The organism is Streptomyces sp. NPDC002574, assembly GCF_042889545.1.
Taxonomy (GTDB): Bacteria; Actinomycetota; Actinomycetes; order Streptomycetales; family Streptomycetaceae; genus Actinacidiphila.
Map to the genome: position 1 here is coordinate 26065 of NZ_JBIARB010000020.1, position 21827 is coordinate 47891.

21 protein-coding genes and 3 pseudogenes are annotated in these 21827 nt (G+C 68.8%); 6 read left to right on the plus strand and 18 right to left on the minus strand.

Features of this window, described 5'->3' with window-relative positions; translation table 11 throughout:
* Positions 1-525: 525 nt before the first annotated feature.
* The 4 genes from nrfD to ACFYXS_RS35630 form a co-directional block, all read right to left on the minus strand.
* Positions 526-1596 (minus strand): NrfD/PsrC family molybdoenzyme membrane anchor subunit, encoded by a 1071-nt coding sequence (gene nrfD / locus ACFYXS_RS35615; protein WP_389255930.1) that lies wholly within the window; start codon positions 1594-1596, stop codon positions 526-528.
* Positions 1593-2582 (minus strand): 4Fe-4S dicluster domain-containing protein, encoded by a 990-nt coding sequence (locus ACFYXS_RS35620; protein ID WP_389255932.1) that lies wholly within the window; start codon positions 2580-2582, stop codon positions 1593-1595. The genes nrfD and ACFYXS_RS35620 overlap by 4 nt, the downstream gene beginning before the upstream one ends.
* On the minus strand, positions 2579-5842 hold the full coding sequence (gene fdh / locus ACFYXS_RS35625; protein WP_389255934.1) for a formate dehydrogenase: 3264 nt from the start codon (positions 5840-5842) through the stop codon (positions 2579-2581). The genes ACFYXS_RS35620 and fdh overlap by 4 nt, the downstream gene beginning before the upstream one ends.
* A 212-nt stretch (positions 5843-6054) precedes the next feature.
* Positions 6055-6528 (minus strand): DUF6233 domain-containing protein, encoded by a 474-nt coding sequence (locus ACFYXS_RS35630; protein WP_389255936.1) that lies wholly within the window; start codon positions 6526-6528, stop codon positions 6055-6057.
* Positions 6529-6844: 316 nt separating this feature from the next.
* Between ACFYXS_RS35630 and ACFYXS_RS35635 the strand changes: the two genes are divergently transcribed.
* The gene (locus ACFYXS_RS35635) at positions 6845-7321 is read left to right on the plus strand and encodes a hypothetical protein (protein WP_389255938.1); all 477 of its coding nucleotides are present in this window, start codon (positions 6845-6847) and stop codon (positions 7319-7321) included.
* Between the two features lie 689 nt (positions 7322-8010).
* On the opposite strand, the gene ACFYXS_RS35640 is transcribed toward ACFYXS_RS35635, so the two are convergent.
* From ACFYXS_RS35640 to ACFYXS_RS35650, 3 genes and pseudogenes are all read right to left on the minus strand, one after another.
* A complete protein-coding gene (locus ACFYXS_RS35640) occupies positions 8011-8517 on the minus strand; it encodes a DUF6328 family protein (RefSeq protein WP_389255940.1) in 507 nt (168 codons plus the stop codon).
* Between the two features lie 393 nt (positions 8518-8910).
* Positions 8911-9078: a DUF5670 family protein gene (locus ACFYXS_RS35645; RefSeq protein ID WP_389256027.1), complete on the minus strand. Its 168-nt coding sequence runs from the start codon at positions 9076-9078 to the stop codon at positions 8911-8913.
* A gap of 214 nt (positions 9079-9292) precedes the next feature.
* Positions 9293-9464 (minus strand): annotated as a pseudogene (locus tag ACFYXS_RS35650) (IS256 family transposase); the annotation flags it as partial.
* A 150-nt stretch (positions 9465-9614) separates the two neighbouring features.
* On the opposite strand from ACFYXS_RS35650, the gene ACFYXS_RS35655 reads away from it, so the two are divergent.
* The gene (locus tag ACFYXS_RS35655; protein WP_389255942.1) at positions 9615-10325 is read left to right on the plus strand and encodes an HAD family hydrolase; all 711 of its coding nucleotides are present in this window, start codon (positions 9615-9617) and stop codon (positions 10323-10325) included.
* Between the two features lie 100 nt (positions 10326-10425).
* On the opposite strand, the gene ACFYXS_RS35660 is transcribed toward ACFYXS_RS35655, so the two are convergent.
* The 4 genes from ACFYXS_RS35660 to ACFYXS_RS35675 form a co-directional block, all read right to left on the minus strand.
* Positions 10426-10821, minus strand: coding sequence for an ATP-binding protein (locus ACFYXS_RS35660; protein ID WP_389255944.1), 396 nt, complete (start codon positions 10819-10821; stop codon positions 10426-10428).
* A gap of 312 nt (positions 10822-11133) precedes the next feature.
* Entirely contained in the window at positions 11134-12465 is a 1332-nt protein-coding gene (locus ACFYXS_RS35665) for a SpoIIE family protein phosphatase (protein WP_389255945.1), read from the minus strand.
* Positions 12462-13625 carry an ATP-binding SpoIIE family protein phosphatase gene (locus ACFYXS_RS35670; protein ID WP_389255946.1) on the minus strand — a complete coding sequence of 388 codons (1164 nt, stop codon included), beginning with the start codon at positions 13623-13625 and terminating at the stop codon, positions 12462-12464. The genes ACFYXS_RS35665 and ACFYXS_RS35670 overlap by 4 nt, the downstream gene beginning before the upstream one ends.
* Before the next feature lie 371 nt (positions 13626-13996).
* On the minus strand, positions 13997-14224 hold the full coding sequence (locus ACFYXS_RS35675) for a hypothetical protein (protein ID WP_389255947.1): 228 nt from the start codon (positions 14222-14224) through the stop codon (positions 13997-13999).
* Between the two features lie 370 nt (positions 14225-14594).
* Here ACFYXS_RS35675 and ACFYXS_RS35680 point away from each other — a divergent pair, with 370 nt between their 5' ends.
* Positions 14595-14831 carry a hypothetical protein gene (locus ACFYXS_RS35680; RefSeq protein WP_389255948.1) on the plus strand — a complete coding sequence of 79 codons (237 nt, stop codon included), beginning with the start codon at positions 14595-14597 and terminating at the stop codon, positions 14829-14831.
* A gap of 127 nt (positions 14832-14958) precedes the next feature.
* Here the strand turns inward: ACFYXS_RS35680 and ACFYXS_RS35685 are convergent, their stop codons facing one another.
* Positions 14959-15144: a CsbD family protein gene (locus ACFYXS_RS35685; protein WP_389255949.1), complete on the minus strand. Its 186-nt coding sequence runs from the start codon at positions 15142-15144 to the stop codon at positions 14959-14961.
* Positions 15145-15391: 247 nt separating this feature from the next.
* On the opposite strand from ACFYXS_RS35685, the gene ACFYXS_RS35690 reads away from it, so the two are divergent.
* Complete coding sequence (locus ACFYXS_RS35690; RefSeq protein ID WP_384273308.1) at positions 15392-15562, plus strand: DUF5670 family protein; 171 nt, start codon at positions 15392-15394, stop codon at positions 15560-15562.
* An 850-nt stretch (positions 15563-16412) separates the two neighbouring features.
* Here the strand turns inward: ACFYXS_RS35690 and ACFYXS_RS35695 are convergent.
* Both ACFYXS_RS35695 and ACFYXS_RS35700 read right to left on the minus strand, forming a co-directional pair.
* On the minus strand, positions 16413-16844 hold the full coding sequence (locus ACFYXS_RS35695; protein WP_389255950.1) for a hypothetical protein: 432 nt from the start codon (positions 16842-16844) through the stop codon (positions 16413-16415).
* A 43-nt stretch (positions 16845-16887) separates the two neighbouring features.
* Positions 16888-18483 (minus strand): ISL3 family transposase, encoded by a 1596-nt coding sequence (locus ACFYXS_RS35700; protein WP_389255951.1) that lies wholly within the window; start codon positions 18481-18483, stop codon positions 16888-16890.
* A gap of 433 nt (positions 18484-18916) precedes the next feature.
* Here ACFYXS_RS35700 and ACFYXS_RS35705 point away from each other — a divergent pair.
* Positions 18917-19306 (plus strand): annotated as a pseudogene (locus tag ACFYXS_RS35705) (NADAR family protein); the annotation flags it as partial.
* Positions 19307-19459: 153 nt separating this feature from the next.
* Here ACFYXS_RS35705 and ACFYXS_RS35710 read toward each other — a convergent pair.
* The 4 genes and pseudogenes from ACFYXS_RS35710 to ACFYXS_RS35725 form a co-directional block, all read right to left on the minus strand.
* On the minus strand, positions 19460-20272 hold the full coding sequence (locus ACFYXS_RS35710; RefSeq protein ID WP_389255952.1) for an MIP/aquaporin family protein: 813 nt from the start codon (positions 20270-20272) through the stop codon (positions 19460-19462).
* 51 nt (positions 20273-20323) lie between these two features.
* The gene (locus ACFYXS_RS35715) at positions 20324-20698 is read right to left on the minus strand and encodes an MFS transporter (protein ID WP_389255953.1); all 375 of its coding nucleotides are present in this window, start codon (positions 20696-20698) and stop codon (positions 20324-20326) included.
* Between the two features lie 47 nt (positions 20699-20745).
* A pseudogene (locus tag ACFYXS_RS35720) lies at positions 20746-20853 on the minus strand (hypothetical protein); the annotation flags it as partial.
* On the minus strand, positions 20808-21356 hold the full coding sequence (locus tag ACFYXS_RS35725; RefSeq protein ID WP_389255954.1) for an MFS transporter: 549 nt from the start codon (positions 21354-21356) through the stop codon (positions 20808-20810). The gene ACFYXS_RS35725 and the pseudogene ACFYXS_RS35720, both read right to left, overlap by 46 nt.
* Before the next feature lie 15 nt (positions 21357-21371).
* On the opposite strand from ACFYXS_RS35725, the gene ACFYXS_RS35730 reads away from it, so the two are divergent.
* Complete coding sequence (locus tag ACFYXS_RS35730) at positions 21372-21794, plus strand: class I SAM-dependent methyltransferase (RefSeq protein WP_389255955.1); 423 nt, start codon at positions 21372-21374, stop codon at positions 21792-21794.
* The last annotated feature ends 33 nt before the right edge of the window (positions 21795-21827 follow it).

A 21827-nucleotide genomic window follows, 5' to 3' on the forward strand; every position in this document is an offset into this window, starting at 1 on the left:
CGAATGCGGGCGAGCTTGATCTCTTCCCTACCGCGTAATCGGAGGGAGGCGTACAGAACTGCTGCCCGCTGGCGACCCTGGTCTTGTGGGTCGCCGTAGGGCAGGCGGTCAAAGTTGGCCAAGTCCGCACGAACCGCTTTGTACAGCACGGTCCTGCCGCCGAAGATCGATGCGGCTGCCCTTCGGTCGAACCAGTCTGAGAAGGACTCGGTCCTAGCCGCCCCTGATGTGGCATGCCCCGTCACGCACACAGCATAGGTGCCCTCGAAGCCGTGCGGAGGAGGTTGAGGCTGCGCAGCCGCATTCCCCTGCTGGTTATGCGCCTGAGGACCCGATGTCGTCCTCCTGCGGGCGACGACGGGGCGGGATGAGTGGGGGCGTTCGATCAGTCGGGCCGGCGGCGTGGGCGTCGGAGACGCAAGATCCGAAGCAGCGGCATTGTCCATGAGGACGCCGACCCGTGAATATGAGTTGGTTCATCTCTTCACTGGGGACCGTCGGTGTTCCCGACTTCGACGAAGAGGATCACCTCGTTCCCGCGTTCTCATGCTCCCGTTGCGGGGCGACGGTGTACTTCGGGTCGTTGGCGGAGGCTGTCCCGGCGTAGAAGACGCCGAATCGTGTGCAGGCGGATGCGGCCAGCAGGGCTGCGCCGCTGAGGACGGCGGCCGTTCGGCTGCGGCGTGCGAAGAGGGTGGCGCCGGTTGCGCCGGCGAGGGATAGGGCCTGGGCGGCGCGCATGAACCGTCCGCCGCGGCCGCTGCGGTAGGGCTCGGCGATCATGCCGAGGCGGTGTTCCATGGCCTTTACGGCGGTGGTCTCCAGTGCGGTGCCGAGCACGGCGGCGCCGACGGCGGGGCCGTTCTCCACCACGGGCGCGGTGATCAGAGCCATGCCCGCTGCGGCGATCGTCGCCGAGCCGGTGAAGACGTAGGGCATCTCGCGGTATCCGTCGTGCCATGCGGGCACGGCGGTGTTGGTGGCGAGCACGGCGGTGTATGCGGCGACGGCCGGTCCGAGCAGTGCGGCTCCGGCGGTGGCGGCGCGTCCGATCCGGGGCATCCGGCGGGTCAGGTCCAGGGCGGCGGCCGCGCCGGCGGCGGGGGCATATGCCGACAGCAGCCACGAGCCGACGCTCATCGGTGAGGTGGGCCGGAAGACCCGCAGCATGTTGTAGAACCGCTCGGGCCGGCCGAGGTCGTGAACGAGCGCCACACCTGAGCCGCTGATGGCCGCGATCGAAGAGACCTTCAGGGCGCGTGCCATGCCCGGGCGTCCGGTCAGTTCGGCTCCTGCCGCCAGGGCGGATCCTGCACCTGCCAGCCCGCCGAGGAAGAAGTAGCCCGCGATGTCCAGCGGCGCCCAGGTGGGCGCTTTGATGACGGGCCTGCCGTAGTAGGAGCCGAACTCGGCATCGGGGACCATGAGTTGCTCGCCCCGGCGTCCACGCCGTTTGCCGCGCCGCCGGGGCGCACCAGCTGCCGGTGCCGGCGCAGTGCTCTTCTCGGGATCTCCTCCCACGGTCTGGCCGACCCGCGCCTCGCGCCCCGGTCGCTCGCCGTGGAGACCGCCCTTGCCGACGTCGGAGCTGCTCATCGACGGTCCTTTCGCGTTGCGTCGCATGCGGCGAAAACGGCGGCCAGCCCTCCGAGGACGGTGCCCGCGGCGACCGCCGCGTGGCGCCACATCGAGGGGAGGTCACGGGTGGTGACGACCGGGGCCGGCGGGAGACCGTAGACCTCGGGCTGGTCGAGGAGCAGGAAGAAGGCGCCGTTGCCGCCGACTCCGTCGTTGGGGTTCTCGCCGTACAGCCGGGCGTCGGTGACTCCGGTGGCGTGCAGTTGCTCGACCCGGGCTGCTGCCCGTTCCCTCAGTTCGTCCAGGGGGCCGAACTGGATGGAGTCCGTCGGGCAGGCTTTGGCGCAGGCCGGCTCTTGGCCGGCGCCCAGCCGGTCGTAGCACATCGTGCACTTGAAGACCCGGCCGTCGTCCTTGCGCTGGTCGATGACGCCGTAGGGGCAGGCGGGTACGCAGTAGCCGCAGCCGTTGCAGATGTCGTCCTGCACCACCACCGTGCCGAACTTGGTTCGGAACAGGGCGCCGGTCGGGCACACGTCGAGGCAGGCCGCGTGGGTGCAGTGCTTGCATACGTCGGAGGACATCAGCCAGCGCAGTTCGGTGCGGCCGTCGGGCGAGGGCGGGCCGGGGGTCGTCGGGGTGGCGGCTGCTTCTTGGGGCGGCGTGCCGGAGCCCTGGGCCGCGAGCGCGAAGACATCAACGCCGGTGTGGTCGACGCCGGACTGCGCGTGGCCGAGCGGTTTGCTCTGCTCGATGAAGGCGACGTGCCGCCAGGTGTCGGCGCTGAGGCCCTGGGTGTTGTCGTAGGACATGCCGGTGAGTTCGAGGCCGTCCTCCGGGATGGCGTTCCATTCCTTGCAGGCCACTTCGCACGCCTTGCAGCCGATGCAGACCGAGGTGTCGGTGAAGAAGCCCACCCGTTCGGGGTGGTCGGCGCCGTAGCCGGCGTCCCGGGCGGGGTCCGGCTCGGCGCCCGCCAGCAGATTGCGGCCGATGATTGTCATCCGGTGACCTCCGTTCCGGTGTGCTCGGTGATGCCGGCTCGCTGCTTGTATTCGGTGATCAGGTCGAGCAAGGCCGGGCCTCGTGGGCGGCGACCGGGCCGGATGTCCGCGGTCAGCGCCTTGACCTCCTGGATGTGCACGTTGGGGTCGAGGGCGATGGCGGACAGTTCGTTGGCCGCGTCACCGGTGGTGTACCCGTTGGGCCCCCAGTGGTATGGCAGCCCGATCTGGTGGAGGGTGCGCCCGCCGACGCGCAGGGGGGTCATCCGCTCCGTGACCAGCACGCGCGCCTCGATGGCGCCGCGGGCCGTGACCAGCGTGGCCCAGCCGGTGTGCTCAAGGCCGCGCTCGCGCGCGAGTTCCGGCGAGACCTCGCAGAACATCTCCGGCTGCAGTTCGGCCAGGTACGGCGACCAGCGGGTCATGCCGCCCGCGGTGAAGTGCTCGGTCAGCCGGTATGTCGTCACGACGTACGGGAAGACGTCCGCGCCGCGTTCGTGGCCGCTGGGGTGGAAGCGGTTGCCCTCGCGGGAGGAGATCTGGCGGACGGGGCTGCGCTGCTGCTTGCTGTAGAGGGGATTGCTGACCGGTGAGTCCTGCGGCTCGTAGTGGGTGGGCAGGGGGCCGTCCACCAGGCCGGCGGGCGCGTACAGCCAGCCCTTGCCGTCGGCCTGCATGATGAACGGGTCGACGCCGCTGAGCGCGTCGGGACCGGTGGCGTCCTCCGGCGGCCGGTAGGACGGCGGCCGGTCGGGGACGAAGTCCGGCACGTCGTGCCCGGTCCATTTCCGCTCCTCGGCGTTCCACCAGATCAGCGCCTTGCGGTCGCTCCACGGCTTGCCGTCCGGGTCGGCGGAGCAGCGGTTGTACAGGATGCGGCGGTTGGCGGGCCAGGCCCACGCCCATTCCAGGGCCATCCAGTCCTGCTCGGTGTGGGGCTTGCGGCGGGCGGCCTGGTTGACCCCGTCGGCGTACACGCCGCAGTAGATCCAGCAGCCGCAGGAGGTCGAGCCGTCGTCCTTGAGCTGGGTGTAGGCGCTCAGCGGTTCGCCGGAGGCGTCGTGGCCGTTGATCTCCGCGAGCACCGACTCCGCGTCGGGCTCGGCGAGTGGGCCCGTGGTGGGATAGTCCCAGGCCAGGTCTCGTACCGGCTGGTCCATCGGGTCGGCGGATTCGGCCAGGCGCTCCTTGATGCGCCTGCCCAGGTGGTACATGAACCACAGGTCGCTGCGGGCCTCGCCGTCGGGTTCCTTGGCGGCGAAGTGCCACTGCAGCATGCGGTTGGTGTTGGTGAAGGAGCCGGCCTTCTCGACGTGCGCGGCGGCGGGGAAGAAGAACACCTCGGTGGCGATGTCCTCGGTCCGCAGCTCGCCGGTCTCGATCTCGGGGCCGTCCTTCCACCAGGTCGCCGACTCGATGAGCGAGAAGTCCCGGACCACCAGCCAGTCCAGTTCGGCCATTCCCAGCCGCTGCATCTTGGCGTTGGCGGAGCCGACCGCGGGGTTCTCGCCCATCAGGAAGTAGCCCTTGCACGTGCCGTCGAGCTGGGCCTGGACCGTGTCGTAGGTGCTGTGCGAGCCGGTGATGCGCGGTAGGTGGTCGAAGCAGAAGTCCTTGTCCTCGGTGGCCGCTTCGCCGTAGTAGGCCTTGAGCAGGCTGACCATGTAGGACCGCATGTTGCCCCAGAAGCCCTTGTCGGCCTTGGTCGCCTCGACGAATGCGTCCAGGTCCTCGTGGGCGTGGGCGTGCGGCATGGGCAGATAGCCGGGCAGCAGATTGAACAGGGTGGGGATGTCGCTGGACCCTTGGATGCTGGCGTGGCCGCGCAGCGCCTGGATGCCGCCTCCGGGGCGTCCTATGTTGCCCAGCAGCAGCTGCAGGATGCACGCGGTGCGGATGTACTGGGCGCCGACGGTGTGCTGGGTCCAGCCCACCGCGTAGACGAATTCACTCGTGCGGTCGCGGCCGGAGTTGTCGATCAGTGCCTGGCAGACCTTCAGGAACGTGTCGTGGGGAATGCCGCAGACGTCCTCGACCATCTCCGGGGTGTAGCGGGCGTAGTGCCGTTTGAGGACCTGGTACACGCAGCGGGGGTGCTTGAGCGTGGGGTCCTGCCGTGTTTCACCGGAGACGGGTGCTCCCCCGGAGCCGTGGGATTCGGCGTGCCCGGAGGAAGCGATCGACGCTCCGCCGTTGGTGCGCTCGTCGTAGAGCTCGTCCCGCTCGCCCGCGACTCCCTGCACGTCGCCGCCGTCGTACTGCCAGCTCTCCACGTCGTAGTGGCCGGTCTCCTCGTTCAGGCCGGAGAACACGCCGTCGAGGTCCTCGGTGTCCTGGAAGTCCTCCCGGACGAGGGTGGCGGCGTTGGTGTACGCCAGGACGTACTCGCGGAAGTCGGCCTCGTTCTGCAGGACGTGGTTGATGATTCCGCCGAGGAAGGCGATGTCGGACCCGGCCCGGATGGGGACGTGCAGATCGGCCAGCGCGCTGGTGCGGGTGAACCGGGGGTCGACGTGGATGACTTTCGCACCGCGGGCCTTGGCCTCCATCACCCACTGGAAGCCGACCGGATGCGCCTCGGCGAAGTTGGAGCCCTCGATGACGATGCAGTCGGAGTTCTGCAGATCCTGCAGGAAGGTCGTGGCGCCGCCGCGCCCGAAGGACGTGCCCAGGCCCGCGACGGTCGAGCTGTGGCACACCCGGGCCTGGTTCTCGACCTGCACGATGCCCAGCCCGGTGAGGAGCTTCTTGATCAGGTAGTTCTCCTCGTTGTCCAGCGTCGCGCCGCCGAGGCTGGCGATCCCCATGGTCCGGTTCACCCGGATGCCCTCGTGCTCCCACTGCCACGTCTCACGACGGGTCTGGATCACCCGGTCCACGACCATGTCCATCGCGGTGTCGAGATCCAGCCGCTCCCAGTCGGCGGCGTGCGGCCGTCGGTACAAGACCTCGTGGCGTCTGGCGTCGCCGGTCGTGAGTTGCAGGGTCGACGCGCCCTTGGGGCAGAGGCGGCCCCGGCTAACCGGGGAGTCCGGGTCGCCCTCGATCTGCACGATCCGGTCGTCCTTCACGTACACGTTCTGCGCGCAGCCCACCGCGCAGTACGGGCAGACGGACTTGACGACCTTGTCCGCCGTCTCCGTGCGGGGCCGCTGGTCACGGCGGCCGCGGGACGCGGCGGCAGCCCCCCGGCCGAGGGGATCCTCACCGGTGAGCTGCCGGTACACCGGCCAGTCCTGGATCCACGTACGCACGCCCATGGAACAGTCCCTTCGCCCGTGCGATGGAGCCGCGAAGCGGCCACACGGCCCACGGGTTCCCCTGCGCGGACGTCTTACACCTGCCCTCAACCGGCACGCCAGCCGCCGTCCCTGCCGGCCGAGGTCCGGGCGGCCCTGCAACGCCACCGCGACACGTCCCGCCGGCCGATACCGAGAGTCGTTCTGAGCGACCCGATCCGTGCAGGTCGTCGTCAGGGTCCCGACAGCAGGACACGGTCGGGGCGGCAGACGGCGCAGGCGGCAGCGTCCTCCTGCTGGAGTGTGGTGCGGGCGTCATCGCCGTCGACGGGGAGGCGTTGGCCGGTGCCGGAGGAGCAATCGCCGCGATGGACGACGTACTCGGCGGCGGAGAGCGGGGCAGGGCGGCGTTCGATGACCCACGCCGGAGTACGGGCGGCGCGTTCGGTCGGCACCTCGCCGTAATCCTGTCCGTCGATAGGGGTACAGGAGGAAGCCGGCACCCAGAACGTCACCGGTTCCGGCAGCGCCACCGTCACCCCGCGCACGTCTGCCAAGGAGGGGAGGCTGATCTCCAGTTGATAGGCCCAGGTCCGGTCCGATTCCTGTCGGCGGCTTCGTACGACGGCGAACAGAGTCTGCGCGTCCGGCAGGGTGAGCCGGACGAGCGGGCCGTCGGCGACCGGCAGGCTTTCCTCACCACACATTGTTCGATTCTAGTTCGAATTCTGGTGCACGGGTGTCGACCGGCGGCGGCGAGCGGAAGCCGTGCTCACCGCCGCCGGCTGCGCGTACCGTCCCAGCTTCGGGAAGCGGTTGAGGGCGGAGGGCCCCGCCTGGATTGTGACGGCCTGGCGGGACCCTGCGGTGCACACCGACATCGACCCTGGTGCCGGGCGCGTTCTTCACTGAAGCCGACAAAGGACCCCACGGCGGTGATGGCGCGGCCCTGCAGGACGGTCGTCCACTCCAATGGAGGTGCGCCGAGTGAGGACGGGGTGCTCGACGCGCGAAGCAGGGGCGGTGGGCGCCGCTCAGTGGCCGAACGAGGGGGCCGGTGACGCTGGAATTCGACCCTTCGACGACAACCGATGTTGTCTTCCGATGTTGGCGTCGCTTACACAGGGGCAGGCCGAAGCCCTCGCGTACCTGCACATGCTTGTCCACCTGCGGCAAGCCGTCGAGCGCCTGGAAGAGACAGCTGCCCACGAGGCGGCTGACGCGGGTGTCGGCTATCCGCAGATCGGCAGGGGCGTCCAACATGACGCGGCAGGGCGCCCGGCGCCTATGGCCTGGCCTGAACACCTCGTCCCATTCGGCGTCGCCCAAGTCTCGGAGTTCGCGATGATGATCGCCCCCGCTCGTCCGTACGAGGTGCTGCTGGTGGAGGACGACCCCGCCGACGCCATGCTCATTGAGGATGCCCTCACCACGCGCGGCACCCGCAAAACACAGATTGGCGCCGAACTCGGTGTGACCCAGATGCACGTCTCCCGGTGACCAGAATCCTGACTCGACTGCGCACCCAGGCATTCAGCTAGCCAACGGCATGCCCGAAGCCTGCTCGCCGCCCGCGTGCGGACGGGCTGGCACATGTCCCCGTGCCGCCGCTGTGGTCGCCGCCGGCGCTGCTTGTGCGTCCCGGGCCTGCAACGGCTCCGATTGAGGTCAAGGGGGGTCGGAGAACTGGCTTCGGTATGGGTGAGCCGGCAGGGCCGATGCCGCCAAAGCTGCACCTCCGGGTGACCCGTCAGCCGGAAACCTGCTGGCCCGGGCACGCGGGCGAGGACCTGGGAGGGACTCTACGACGGCCTGGCGAGCGACGTGGACGGCCACGTCCCCACCGCCGCATGTCATTGCCGCCAACCGAGCGCCCTCGCGGGGCTACGTCAAAGGACGCGTCCCCCTCACCGCTGCCCGTCCCGCTCAGCGCGGTCCTGTTCCGGCAGTTTCAGCAGGCCACGTGCACACAGCTCGTCGAGCACCTGCAGCAGCAGGGGCCGGGGGCCCGCGCAGGCCTCCCGCGCAGCGGGCTGCGCCTCGTCTTTCGGGGACGTGCCGCGAGGCCGCGGGAGACCGTGCGGCGCGGGCTCCTCAGGGCGGTGAATGCACTTTCGGACCATCGGCAGAGGTGCACCCGCCGGAGATACGCCGAATGGGTGGCCCCACCACCGGCGGACTTCAACGAGTCAGTCCTCGGAGAACCGGATCCGTGCCCAGACGGGAAGCACGAACCAGCACAGCAGGTACCAGGCGAGGACCGCTGCCACCAGGTAGGGCACGTACGCGTCGTGGGTGGCCACCCGCAGGACCAGCAGCAGCGCTGAGGTCATGGTGGCCAGCAGGAGGACGAGCCCCACGAAGGTGAGCCGGGAGGCCCAGCGCACCGCCTGGGGCTTGATCCGTTGTCCCGACACCAGGCGGTGGAAGGACACAGGGCCGATCAGTGCCCCGGTGGCCGATGCGCCGAGGACGACCGTCACGATGTAGATGACCTGCTCGGTGTCGCCGAGTTGCGGGTAGTGCGGGGTGAAGACGACCGTCAGCAGGAAGCCGAAGAGGATTTGCACGCCGGTCTGCGCGACGCGCACCTCCTGGATGAGTTCGCCCCACTGACGGTCGGCGCGCTCGTCGTGGGTCTCGTCGCGCCCGCGCCCGGAAGCCCGCGGGGAAGTGCCCTTGCCGTCGGAACCCATGCCGCCCTCCCGAGTGCCCGATGTCCCTGTCCGGTGCGTGTACCCGCACAGCGACGGATGCCCCAGCACCCGTCCGTCGTAGTGGTCTCGACCGGCATACAGGTCGCTACCGATCGGATGCCATCCTGTTCGTCCCAGCCTGGACACCGGCCCCAGGGCGTGCCCATCACGCCGGTGGATCCGGACGACCGCGGCGCCTCCTGCGGATTGCGCAGGCTCATCGCGGTCCGAAGCGGAGGCGGCTCGCCGGGGAGGGACGCGCTGGTTCCGGAACGCGATGCCGACGAGCCGCTACCGGTGCGTCTACCCACAACGCGGCAGGGCAGCGCAAAGGGGTGAGGTTCGCGGCCCGCCGGCTGCACGAGCCCCACCCCTGGACTGAGCGGTATCAGGTCACCATCGGTACCAGCGGCGACGTCCGCCGCCCTCGGCCGCCCGGAAGACGAACCCGAGCAGCCACACCACCAAGACGATGACCGCGATCCACCACAGCGCCTTCAGGGCGAACCCGGCGCCGAAGAGAATCAGGGCCAAAAGCAGAACAAGCACCAAAGGAACCATGTCATCGACCTCCTGACTGCGCGTCTGCCCCGACGACCGGTCGCTATGCGCAACCCTGAGGTCACCGGCGAAGCGAACCAGGGCGAGCCCTGATCGCAGCGCGGATGGCTCATTCAAACTCCGCACATGCCGGCCCGCCCCCCAGTGCCGGTGAACCACGGTCACGTCCGCTGGAGTGGTGTATCGATGGCCACTCGGTGATCTCGTTTTGAGGTTATGCGGCGAGTTCGGTCGGGGCGATGGCGTCGTGGGTTTCTGACTCGTTCGGGTGGCGGTGGGCTTTGGCGAGGAGGTCTTGGCCCAGGGCGGCGGGCCTCGGTCCATTCGTCGTTCTGTTCGGCCAGGACGGCCCCGACCAGGCGGATCACGGCGGTGCGGTCGGGGAAGACATAGAGGCACTCCCCCCGCGCGTGGGCGAGTGCGGCCCATTTGCCGCCCACCCGCGTTTCGGCGATCCGGGTTCAGGCGGTGGCTGACCGGTTTACCGCGAAGCCGACGGTGCGTCTATCCGCAGAGGAGACGGGTAGCGGCTTGGTATGAGTCACTCCGGTAGCCGGGCGAAAAGTGCGCCCATCACGAGGGACGAAGTCGAGCGCGCCGCACTGTTCGACATGGACGGCACTCTCGTCGACACCAATTACTTCCACGCGGTCTCGTGGTGGGAGGCGTTCCGTCAGGCCGGACACACCGTGCCGATGGCGGACATTCACCGCTGTATCGGCATGGGCTCCGACCACCTCTTGGAGCGCCTGTTGGGCGAGGACCGCGACCGCAACGAGGACGACGCGATCAGTAACGCCCACAAGGCCCTCTACGGCGCCTACGGCCCCGCGCTTGCCCCTTTGGACGGTGCCGCGGACCTGCTGCGCGCCGTAGCAGCCCGGGGCTTTCGGGTTGTCCTGGCCACCTCGGCCGACAGCAAGGAGCTCGCCGTGATGCGGGCTGCCCTGGACGCCGACGACGTCATCGCGGACGCCACCAGCAAAGATGACGTCTCTGCGAGTAAACCGGCGCCCGATCTGGTTGCCCAGGCCCTGGATCGAGCAGGCGTAGGCCCGGACCGGGCGGTCTTCGTGGGCGACACGGTGTGGGACATCAAGGCCGCCGCAAAGGCGGGGGTGCCCTGCGTGGCGCTACTCTCCGGCGGAATCAGCCGCGCTGAGCTCGAGGAAGCAGGCGCCGCCGCCGTGCACCGCGACCCGCGCGACGTGCTTGCTTCGCTCGACAGCAGCACTGTGTGGCGGTAGTCCGGGCCCTACGTCGACTGCCGCCCGTCTGACCCGACTATGGGACCCACTCTTGCCGGATTTCTCCGAGGCGTCGTGCCGCGTTGGTGGATACGGGCCATCAGGCGGCGGACAGGGCCACGCGTGCAGTGATCCGCTTGCCGGTAGTCGTGTGCGTCACCTCGAAGCCACCGCACAGTGCGGTCACGATCTCCATACCGTTCCGGCCGACTCGTGCCGGATCCGGTTTCACCGCTGTGGGAACGAGCGGGGAGGTGTCCCACACGGAGATCTCCAGTACCTGTCCAGCCAGCACGAGTTCCATGCCGAAGCGTCCCGGGGCGTGCTTGACGGCGTTGGTCACCAGTTCGCTGACCACCAGCTGGACCGTGTCGGCCACGTCAGCGGATATCTCTCTCAAGGTGCCCTGGCTGATGCGCGCGATGAACGATGCGGCGGTCTGCCGCGCAGCCCATATGGCGCTGGGATCATTGCCGTAGACGTCACTGACGTGCAAGGAAGTCATCTCCGTAGACACCAGAGGGCCATCGCCCTTACCTGGTCGTCCGACCAGGTAATGTCTTACGCACCATACCTTCACAGGCCTTGCCGCTGTCCTGGTGCAGTCATACAAGCCGACCTTGCTCTCGGCCAGTCGGCAGGTCACTCCGCGTGCGAACGGTGCGGGGGCACGTCGCCTCAAGCTGATGCGCCATCAAGCTCCAGGGGTCGGTGGTGTCCACCGCAGGCTCCGCCTGTTCGCTCCCGGATGCGTCAACGAGACGGCCGCCCAAGCCACGCGCTGCGGATGTCTGGGGCGCTATGCGATTTAGGGCAGTTGAAGTCGGGCGGCGAAGACGATGATGTCGTCCTCCGGGTCCGCCCCGAATGTGGCGACCAGTTTGTCGCACAAAACGTCGGGGTCCCCGGGCCCCGCTGCGGCCGCGTTGCCGAGTAGCTGCATGCGCTGGTCGAGGTTGCTGTCGCGGGTCTCGATGAGCCCGTCGGTGATCATGAGCAGCTGGCTGCCCGGTTCGACCCTGTGACTGGAGGCGGTGGGCTGTGGCAGGCCCAGGCCGAGGAGCGGGCCGTGTTCGCGCAGGTAGCGCGGCTCGCCATCGGGTGCCAGGAGCAGGGGTGGCAGGTGGCCGGCGTTGGCGACGTGCAGGTGGGTGTTGCCTGGTTCGATCAGCACGATGCACACGGTGGCGGTCCATCCGGGCTGGTGCACGGCCAGCAGGTGGTCCAGGTGCTGCAGCAGGACGTGGGGGGCGTGGCCCTGGGTGGCGTAGGCGCGCAGACCGTGGCGGAGGTCGCCCATGACCATGGCCGCCTGGAGAGAGTGGCCGACGACGTCGCCGACCGCGAGGAGCAGTCCGTGCGGGGTGTTGACGGCTTCGTAGAAGTCGCCGCCGATCTCGGCCGTGGCGGCGGCGGGCAGGTAGCGCACGGCGAGTTCCACGCCGGCTGCCTCGGGCAAGGTTGCGGGCAGGAAGGTGCGCTGCAAGGTCAGGGCGAGCTCGTGCTCCTGTCCGTAGCGCTCGACCACGTCCTTGTGCTCGACCGTGAGTTCTGCATAGAGGGCCATCACCCCGGCATTGGTCTCGGTGAGTTCCTCGTTGAGCCTCTCGAGTTCGTCGCGCTGGGCGTGGGCTTCCTGCAGTGCGGCGAGCAGGTCCCGGGTCTGTGCCTGCAGGTCGTCGATCGCGCTCGCGGGAACGTCGAGCTTCAAGACGGCCAGGAGCTGATCCACCTCCACGTCCCCGGCGGGGCCGGGAACATGGCAGGTGATCTCGATCCGGCCACCCGGCGAACGGGCCACGGACGACGCTGGTTGGTAGTGGGTCTGCGGCAGCAGGCGGGTGACGGCGGACAGGGACTCGTCGCTTGGGGCGCGGTCGTCACGCCATTGCAGGAGGGCTTGCAGGGCGGCCGGTTCCCGTTGCACGCTGAAGGCGGCGGTCATGGCCGCAGGCCGCAGCAGGTCGCGTCCCAGCTCGCTCAGCGCGGTGGCCAGGCGCACCTGGTCGCGGTTGTCCAGGCCGACGGCCTGGGCGATGGTCTTGGCGTGGCGGCGCAGCGCGAACACGTCGCGCTCGCTGCTGACCGGTGTGACCAGCACGGGAGTGGAGTTGCGGGGCCGAAGGCTGGGCTCGTTCACCAGGCCGCCTTGGCGATCACCGCGCTGGCGTCGTCCCGGCGCGTCCCGGCCTGGCGCAGCAGTCCGGCGGCGATCACGGCGGGCGGGTGGTGGAGCAGCCCGGCCAGGTCGGCCGCGGTCCAGCGGTCGCTGAGTCCGTCGGAGTGCATCACCAGGGCTCCATGCGAGGGCAAATGTTGTTCGTACGTGCGCAGTTGGTGCATCTGGTGGCCCACGATGCCGGGGTGCGAGAGCAGGTTGGCGCGGGTCGTGGTGGTGACCAGGGCGGCGGTGATGTTGCCGATGCCGCAGAAGAGCACCCGGCCGTCGGGCTCCAGGCGGGCGACGGCCACGGCGGCGCCACGGGTTCCGCGCAGGGCCCGGTGCACCTGTTCCATTGCCTGCTCGGGTGTGCGCGCGGTCCCGGTGCGGAAGGCATGGACGGCCGCTTGCGAGGCCAGGGCGGCCATCGGGCCGTGGCCCAGACCGTCGCAGGACATCACCAGAACCCCCTGACCCGGTCCCGCCACGGCGGCGCGCACTGGCACGGAACGCCGCTTTTCTCCCGGACGCGGGAGGGCTGCGGAGCGCTCGGCGGCAGCTTGCGTGTGACCTTCTGGAGGCGGAGCGGCAGTCATCGCCGAACTGGGGTCGATGCGCGCGGCCCAGGCATCGCCGCAGACTTGCTCGCCGCTGATCGGCCGGGTGATTCCTCCGACAGCCGGTTCACCGGACATCGGGGGGCGTAGGTTGCGGGGCCAGAAGCGGGCCAGTTGCACGGTGCCCAGGCCGGGTTGGGAATGGACGTCGAAGTTGTCGGCCAGCCGCTGCACCGCGCCCAGGCCGATGCCCAGGGTGCCGGCCGTCGAGGTTCCGTCCCGTTGGGATTCCGGCACGTCCGCCATCCCTGGACCGCTGTCCACGACCAGCACCTCGACTCCGGCGACGGCGTCGTTGCGCAGCACGCGCAGCAGCAGGGAGCCGTCGACGGCGTGCTTGGTGATGTTGGTCGCCAGTTCGGCCACCGCCAGCACCAGTTCCGCGGTGCGCTGTTCCCCCAGCCCGATGCGCCGGCCCAGGGCGGCGGCGGCTCCGCGGGCGGCTTCGGGCTGGTCACGGAACCAGGCCACGTCCTCGCAATGCAGCAGCGGCGCCCCGCCGATGATGTTCACCTGGCCCATTTGGTGATGGTCACGGTGGTGCCCTGTCCCGGTGTGCTGTCCAGGACGAAGTCGTCGACGAGCCGTGGAGAACACGTGCCCTCCTGCGGAACCCTAGGCCATCCGGGTGAGTCGCACGTCCGTTCCCGATGCCCGCGAGACAAAGGCCATAGGCCCGACCCACCGGATCCCTCACGGCGAAGGCTTTCGCTCGCTGCGGGTGGCCGGTGCGCACCTGACCGCCTGGAAGGATGGCGCAGGACTCCGGTACCGCAAAGGGGCTGCCAGAGGCGTCCAGCACGATGACGCACCTGGAGGCCCGCAGGTCTCCGAGGTGACCTCGCCCGGCTGGAGGCACGCCGGCCCACGCAAGGCGATCTTTGCCAACGGCCCTAGTCCCGGAGTCGGGCCATGACGCGGGCAGCCGCCTTGTCGCTGGCGTGGCCTTCGAGTGCGGCCCACTCGGCGACGTCAAGTGGCCACAGCGCGCTGCGATATTTGATGATCACTTCGGCACCGTCCTGACGCACCGTGTGATGCGAGTCGGCGGGCACCTTGCCAACCTTGACCACGATGGCAGCGGACCGGGGGCTGCGACATTTGAGACGCGTCTTCGGCATGGCCAGGGCTCCTGCAACGACAGACTCGGCAATCACTGCTGCGGATGCTACCCCGGCACTGCGGTGATCGCCCGCGACTCAGTGCACACGGAGTAAAGCGGGCGGTCACCGGAACGGGGGCAAACGGCGCCGAGCAGCCGCCCCGGGCGGCTGAGCAACGCCGCTGTGGCCGGCGGCAGCTCGCTTACGGCTGACGTAGAGGGCCCCGTCGGCTGCCATACCAGCGATCAGGAGTAGCCGCCCTCGCGCCATCTGTCCACTCTTCAGCCAGAGGTGGGCCGCCCGGCCATTGGCACCTACGTGGCCGCTAGGGGGTGTTGTACCCCATTCGACGGGAAGCCGAGTAAGAACATAGTGAGGAGTGACTTCGGTGGATCTGCCTGATGACATAACTCCGGTGCCGGTGCCGGTGACGCAAGAGCTTCCGATAGCCGACTACAAGCACCTGCCGCGGATCTCGGTCGAGGGCCGAGTGGGCAAGCTGGATCAGGACGGCGCGGAAAAGGTGCTGAGGTACGAACACGAACACCGGGACCGGACCCCGGTCATCCAGCTGCTCGTCGCCCGGCTGCGGCAGCTCCGCACCAGCGAGGGAAAGGGCCGCTGATCACGGGGCCGTTTGCCGGCACGTCCGTCGGCTGATCTCTCCGCAGTTCGGTGCCCTATGTACACAGCTTTATCAACATGTGCGTTGGGGCCACACCGACTAGCGGAGTGACCCCAACACGGAGGGTTCAGGAATGGGCGATGTCCTCGCCGACGTCCTTGAGCTTCTCCTTGGCCTCGCGGGCGTCGCCCTTGGCCTGTTCGGCGTGGCCCTTCGCGATCAGCCGCTCGTTGCCCACGGCCTCGCCGGAGGTCTCCTTGGTCTTGCCGACGGCCTGCTCGGTCTTCGCCTTGGCCTTCTCGTTGGCAGTCATGCTGCTCACCTTCCCGGGCGTTGAGGTCGTCTGCTGTGGGTTCGTCTGACCGCTGGATGGTGCGGCAAACATGCCTAGTGGACCGGGCGACGGTGCCGCGTTTTCCCGTTATGGGGCCCGCATGCATTGCGGGGATCGGGGCATTCACGGGTGCACGCGGGTGTCCAATGTCCCGTGAAAGAAACATGATCTTCGTGTGCTTGCCGGCCTGGCTCAGGGGCACGCGGTGTCCAGGAGGTTGATAACGATGGTTCCCCTGCTTCTGGTACTTCTTCTGGCACTGATCCTGTTCGGTGCGGGCTTCGCGCTGAAGGCGCTGTGGTGGATCGCGGTGATCGTTCTCGTGGTGTGGCTGGTCGGGTTCTTCGTACGGCCCGCCGGTAGCGGTGGCCGCAAGGGCCGCTGGTACCGCTGGTAGAGGCACCACGACAGCCGTTCGGCGCCGCGGATGGCGGCGTAGCCAGGGTGGGGCCCGGTCAGGGATGGCCGGGCCCCACCCATGTCCGTACCCGTCCATCCGCGTGTACGCCGGGCCGGCGCCGGCGGAACCGGCCGGGTGTATCCGATGAGACCGAGGCAAGCGGTTTGCCGTTCGAGCAGCAGCGGTAGGACGGGTGGCCGGATGTCCTTTGCAGGGTCCGGGGCTTGCGGGTCACGCCAGCCCTTCTCGTGCGGGGTGCTTGGTGCTCGTGCGAACCGTCTGACTGAGCCGCCGCTCCAGCCACTCGTTTGCCGCATCACAGGCCTGTTCCGCAGAGCCGATATTGCGGTAGTGCGTGAGAACCGCTCGGACGTGGACCGTCCAGTCGTCCCGAAGCCGCGCGTCGCGTCGATCGGGGACGGCGTGACCAACATCGCGGACGTCCCGTGGGGACAGGTGGACGATAGCGACCTGCTGTTGCGCGTAGTCCAGGAAATGTGCGCACGTGGTTTTCTCACTTTGGCGGCCCCCTCTTCGGCGAGTGCCTCGCCAGGGGCGCTGAAGGGTGACCAGGCATAGGACGCCGCAGCTGACCATCACCGGCCTTCCAGAGCAGCGCGAAAGTCCGCTATCGGATCCGCCTGAGTGACCGCGCGGCAGTGATGCACCCAACTTTGCTGGGGACGCACCCTGGAGAAGCGACTCCGCTTGCTGCCGGAGAGCGGGCCCCGTCGCCTGCGTGCCGCGGCGGGGGGGGGCCTGGGATCGCCTGGCCGTGCTGCGGCCGCGACGGTGATGGCGCTCTTTGAAAACGGCTCTGTCCGCAGTTCCGTGATCCCGTGGAGCGTCAACCTTTGGGCGGTGCCACGGGCCAGGGGTGTCCATCTGGTGAGTTGTTTGCTGGCCGTCCGGCCATCACGTAGTCGAAGTACTCGGCCTGGACCAGGCCGGCGTTGACCCACCTTCCCCGTCCCGCTCCGGTGACGTCTTCGGCGGCTGCGAGTGCGCCGAGCGGGTCGTCGCGAGTTGCGACAAGTCGGCCGAACTCCTCTTCATCATCATCGGTGTTAAGAGGAGGGAACTCGACCACGTCACCGAAGGTCTCGTGACCGACGTCTTCCAGGGTGTGCAGGTAGATCTCGTAGTGGGTCTTGGCCGGCCTGACCTCGATGTAACGGATGCCGGGACGCTCGGGTGAGCCAGCAGGGCCGAGGAACTGCTCGATCGGTCGGCCCCGCCTCAGGGCGCCAAGGGCGAAGGACTCTGTCAGATAGCGCACGTGAGAAGCGTAGAGGCCCTCCAGGGGTGGTCATCGTACTCAATCATGGCTGGGTGAGGATCCGGGTCCGGAGGAGTTCGAACGAGGCCCGCCCATACATGGCTCGCTTGAGGGTTTTCACCCGGTTTACGTGTCCCTCAACGACGCCAGAGCTCCAGGGCAGGGTCAGTCCGGCGGTCACGGCGTCGAGGTCCTGGCGGAGGAAGCCGGCGAAGCCCTTCATGGGCTTCGGTGCGTCCTGCTCGGCCTGCCGGATCCACGCCAGCAACAAGGATCCGCGCTGGTGACGGACCAGGTCCGCGAACGCCCGAGCAAGATTGCAGGTTCGGGCGATGTCGGGGCAGGCGAGTCGGACTTGAAGGAGTCGCTCGTCCTGGCTTTCGGTGAGGGTCTCCCGGGGCCGCCTGATCCAGGAGGTGATCTTGCGGGGGCTGGGGGTATCGGCCCGGATTGGTTCGGCGGTGCCCGCGCGAAGGGCAGCGAGGTGTTTGCGGACTACCTGGCGGCTGCCGCGGTAACCGCGAGCCTGGATCTCCAGGAACAGGACTGTGCCGCTGACCTGGCCCTGCGCTTCGGTGAAGCGGGTGTTGACGTAGGCCTTGAACGGCTCCAGGACGCCGCCCGGGCGGCGCTCGCGGGCGGAGGCCAGCAGCTCATCGAGATTCGTGTCGCGGAAACGGCGCACGGTCTTGCGGTCAAGGTTCAGACGGCGAGCGATCGCGCTGATCGTCCAGCGCTTCTCCAGCAGGCGGTGGATGTCCTCGTAGCGGTGACGGGTGCGTTCGATGATCTGGGTGCGGGGCAGTTCCACGGGCGGGAACAGCATCGGGGGCGGCTCCGCCACCTCGGTCACCGTCTCCTCCTCGGCACGTTTGCGCAAGCAGTCGCGGTGCTGATGGCAGGTCTTCTCCACTGCGGCGGACAGGTTCCGCAACAGGTGCCAGCGATCAGCGACTTCCAGAGCGTCCGGGGCAGCCTCCCTGACCGCCTTGGTGTAGGCGGTGGCCCGGTCCCGGCAGATGATCTCCACTCCGGGATGCTCGGTGAGCCAGGCCGCGAACGTCTCCGAGGTGCGGTCGGGCAGAACGTCCACGACCCGGCTGGCCTCCACGTCGACCAGCACGGTGCCGTAGGTGCAGCCCTTGCGGAACGCGAACTCGTCCACCCCCAGCACCCGCGGCGCGCGGTCCGGCACCGCCGGCGCCGTCAAAAGCTTGAGCAGCCGGGTCCGGCCCGCGTCCAGCCGCAGGCGGCGGCACAATCGCGCGGCCGGACGTCCGCCCAACTCCACCGCAATCGACCGCAGCCAGCCTGTCAGCCCGATGCTGGAGCGGCGGTGCCGCTCGGACAGGCCCGGCACCTGCTCGACGAACGTCTTGCGGGAACACCTCTTCCGATCACAGAAGTACCGGTGTACCCGCAGGCGGACTATGACCCGGCGGGACCCTAACGGCTTTTCATTCAGCGCTCGTTGATAGGTGCTGTGTATACGCCTCGCCTGCTTCCGGCAGTCCGGGCACCGGCCCGGGCGTGCGGTGGACACGACCTCCACCACGAGAACGTCGGCGGAGTCGCTGACGTGCTCCACTCGCACATCAATTCCGGGAAACAGCACAGCCTCGACCGTCTTGCTCACCATGCCGGGACATACTCTGCCGAAACGATCCCTCGCTCACCCCTCTGACCTGGGGATTCACGGAACTCCGGCCAGAGCCTTGAAAACGGCCACCTCCTGCTCGGGAGTGACCCCACACCGGCTCGACGGATCTCCCCACCTGTGCGGCCCTTGGCCGTGGAGGGATGCCCTTGGGAGGCGCCGCCGCCCCTGAGCGGGCCCGAGTTGTTGCGGTACAGGAGCTGCCGTCGAGACTCGTCATGGTCGGCCAGTGCACCGTTCAGACGCACCGCTAGAGGGCAGGGAAGGTCATCGGACGGGCGCGAGTCCGACGTCGGCGTTCTTCCTTTGCATCGCAGCTTGACCGCCACGAGGGTCACCGCATCCCAGGAGGTGAGGCCGTGCCCACCTAGGGCGCGATTCTGATTCCCGTGCCGCTCGGACAGGCGGCCCCGTCCTGCGCGAGGTCTGCGCGGCCGGCTACGCGCTCCCCGCCGGGCCGAGATTCTGCCGGGGCCATCGGTATCCGACGGTGCTGCACGGCTATTGGGCCTTGGCGGCGGCCAATCGCTCCGACCACGACCGCATCGGTGATGCAGCCACGGTTCGCGAGGCTCATGAGGCTGGTGGTCGCGTCCCGCTGCGGCCCGAGTGGGCCCTCGTCCGCACCGCCGTCATGGCCGCGCTGTTACGTGCGAAGTTCGCCCAGCACCCCGATCTCGCTCAGGTGCTGGTTTCCACGGGCGACGCCAGAGTCAGCTACACGGGGGTCTCGGAGTCGCCGCTCTGGACCGATCGCGGTCCGCGGGAAGGCCGGAACTGGGTGGGTCGCCTGCTCGAACTCATCCGAGCTGAGCTCCTGGCGGATCGGGTCGTCAACGACGGAGCAACCGTGCCGACATCCGAGCCGGCGACATCCGTGCCCTTGGCGCCCCAAGAGCCCGGTTCCGGTCACTGGTGTGCTGAGGAGATCCTGCGAGTGAGGTGTCCGGATCGGTGGTCATCCCCGAAGCCGACTGCCGTCCGCGTGGGTTCCGCACAGCCGGTGGGTGAGCAGGGTTCGGTGCCTTTGTACCCGGTCCAGGACGATTGGCGCGATCACCGCCCCCACCATGGGAGCGAGCAGGTAGACCCACAGGAAGTCGAGGGTTCCGGAGACCACCGCCGGTCCGAACTGGCGTGCCGGGTTGGCGCATCCGCCCGTGGTGGTGCCGAGCAGGATGATCGCTGCGCCGATTAGAACGCCGACGAGCCAGGGGACCAGGTGTGCCAGGCGGCGAGTCTGCAGGAAGTATCCGACGACGAACACGATGACCGCCATGCTGACCGTCTCGGCTGCGAAGAGCTCACCGCTGGTCCAGTCGGAGCCGGGCTGCAAGGCCGCGTGGGTTACTGGTGGGTCCGCGGCTGCCGAACCCCACACCACATTGGCTGCGAACACTCCCAATACCGATCCGATCAGCTGCCCCATGATGTAGGGGATCACAGACACACCCGGGAAGACCCCGTAGCGCCACATGGCGAGGGAGATCGCCGGGTTGATGTGCCCCCCGCTTGTCCGACCTGGCGGACTGAGGATCAGCAATGCGAGGAGCAGTCCTACGCAGACACCGATGATGAGCAGTTGCAGGTGGATCTGGGGCACCGCGCGGGAGATCGGGGACGGCCCGGCGGCCCACCGTACGATCGTGACGACGCCGAAGAGCAGGATGAACGCCAGGAGGCATTCGAGGCCACTGTGTTCCGCGACCGCTTTCGGGGTGGTCGGGACGCCGGCCGGCCTACTGCGTGGGAAGGGGGCTTCTGCTGCCATGGTTGCGGACGCCTTAAGGGAACGGATTGGGGGAGCCGCAGGAAAATGACGTCAGTCAGGGCCGCGTGGCCGAGTCCGTAGGTAGTGGGAGACCTGGAACGTGTGCGCCGGGTCCGTCAAGGACCTGGCCATTTCCTCGACCGCGTGGTCATAGCCGGTGAGGCGTCCGCGGTGCTGGTGCAGGTGTTCTTCCCAGGAGGCCACTTGGAACACCTCGAGAAATATGTTGGGCTGTGCTCCGTCCTGGTAGAGATCCCAGTGCAACGCCCCGGTGCGCAGGCGGGAGCGCCCCACCGCTTGCATCGCCTCGACAAAGGCATTGGCCCGGTCGGCCGGTACGGGATAGAGGGTGGTGACCAGTACCGGTCCATCGGATTCCGCAGGATCCAGCACCATGGCGGGCGCCGGCCAGGTGCGCGTACCCAACCCGGTGCTGTGACCTGCATGAGGGAGTTGAGGGTCGACAGGACTCCGACCCAGGCGATCCCGGAGAACACGAGGACCACGCCGACGAGCCAGGGCGTGCGCAGCAGCGTCAGTAGCGCCAGGGTCGCGGCGAACAGGACGCCCCCGGCTGCCAACGCGGCATTGCTCGACCATCGGCTGCGCGCACGCGTGGCAGCAGTGCCGCTCCCAGTACGGCGCCCACCCCGACGGCTCCCAACAGCACGCCGTAGCCGCCGGCGCCCAGACCCAACTGCCGCTCCGCGACCACGGGCAGCAGGGCCCACAGCGCGGCGGCGCAGGGGACGAACAGCAGGGCGCGGCCGAGTACCCGTCGGATTGTGGGGGCGTGGCGTACGTAGCGATGGCCGGCTCGCAGGGCTGGGAGCATTCGTTCGGCACCCAGCGGATCCGGGGCGGGGTGGCGGTGCCAGGTGGCGAGTGCGGCGATGGTGACCAGGAAGGACGCGGCGTTGAGGGCGAATACCGCGGCGGAGCCTGCCAGGGCTACCACCAGACCGCCGAGGGCCGGGCCGACGGCCCGGGCGAGATTCATGTTCACGCCGCTCAGGGTGGCGGCGGCCGGGATCTGGTCGCGCGGCACGAGTTCGGGTTGGACGGCCTGCCAGGCGGGGTTCATCAGTGCCGTCCCGCTGTGTTCACCGACGCGCTCCTCGCCCGGTTCGCGCCCGACGCACGGGTCGTCGCGGTCGAGCTCAACCCGGCGCTCGCGGCACGGCTGTCGGCCACTCGGCGCGACACGCGGCTGACCGTGGTACGAGGTTCGGCAGCCGAGCTGTCCGCCGCGGTGGGCGAACCGGTCGATGCGGTGGTCTCCGGGCTTCCGTGGACGGTCATGCCGCGCGAACGGCGCGGGCACATCCTGGACGCCGTGACCGAAGTCCTCGCGCCTGGCGGCCGGTTCGCCACCTTCGCGTACCTGCACGCGGCCTGGACTCCGCCTGCCCGTCACTTCACCGCCGAACTGGCCCACCATTTCGACCGGTTGGAGCGCTCGACGGTGGTGTGGCCGAACCTTCCGCCCGCATTCGTGCACCGGGCCACCCGGAAGCCGTGATCGCGAGCGCCGGGACGGGTTGTTCCAGTCCAT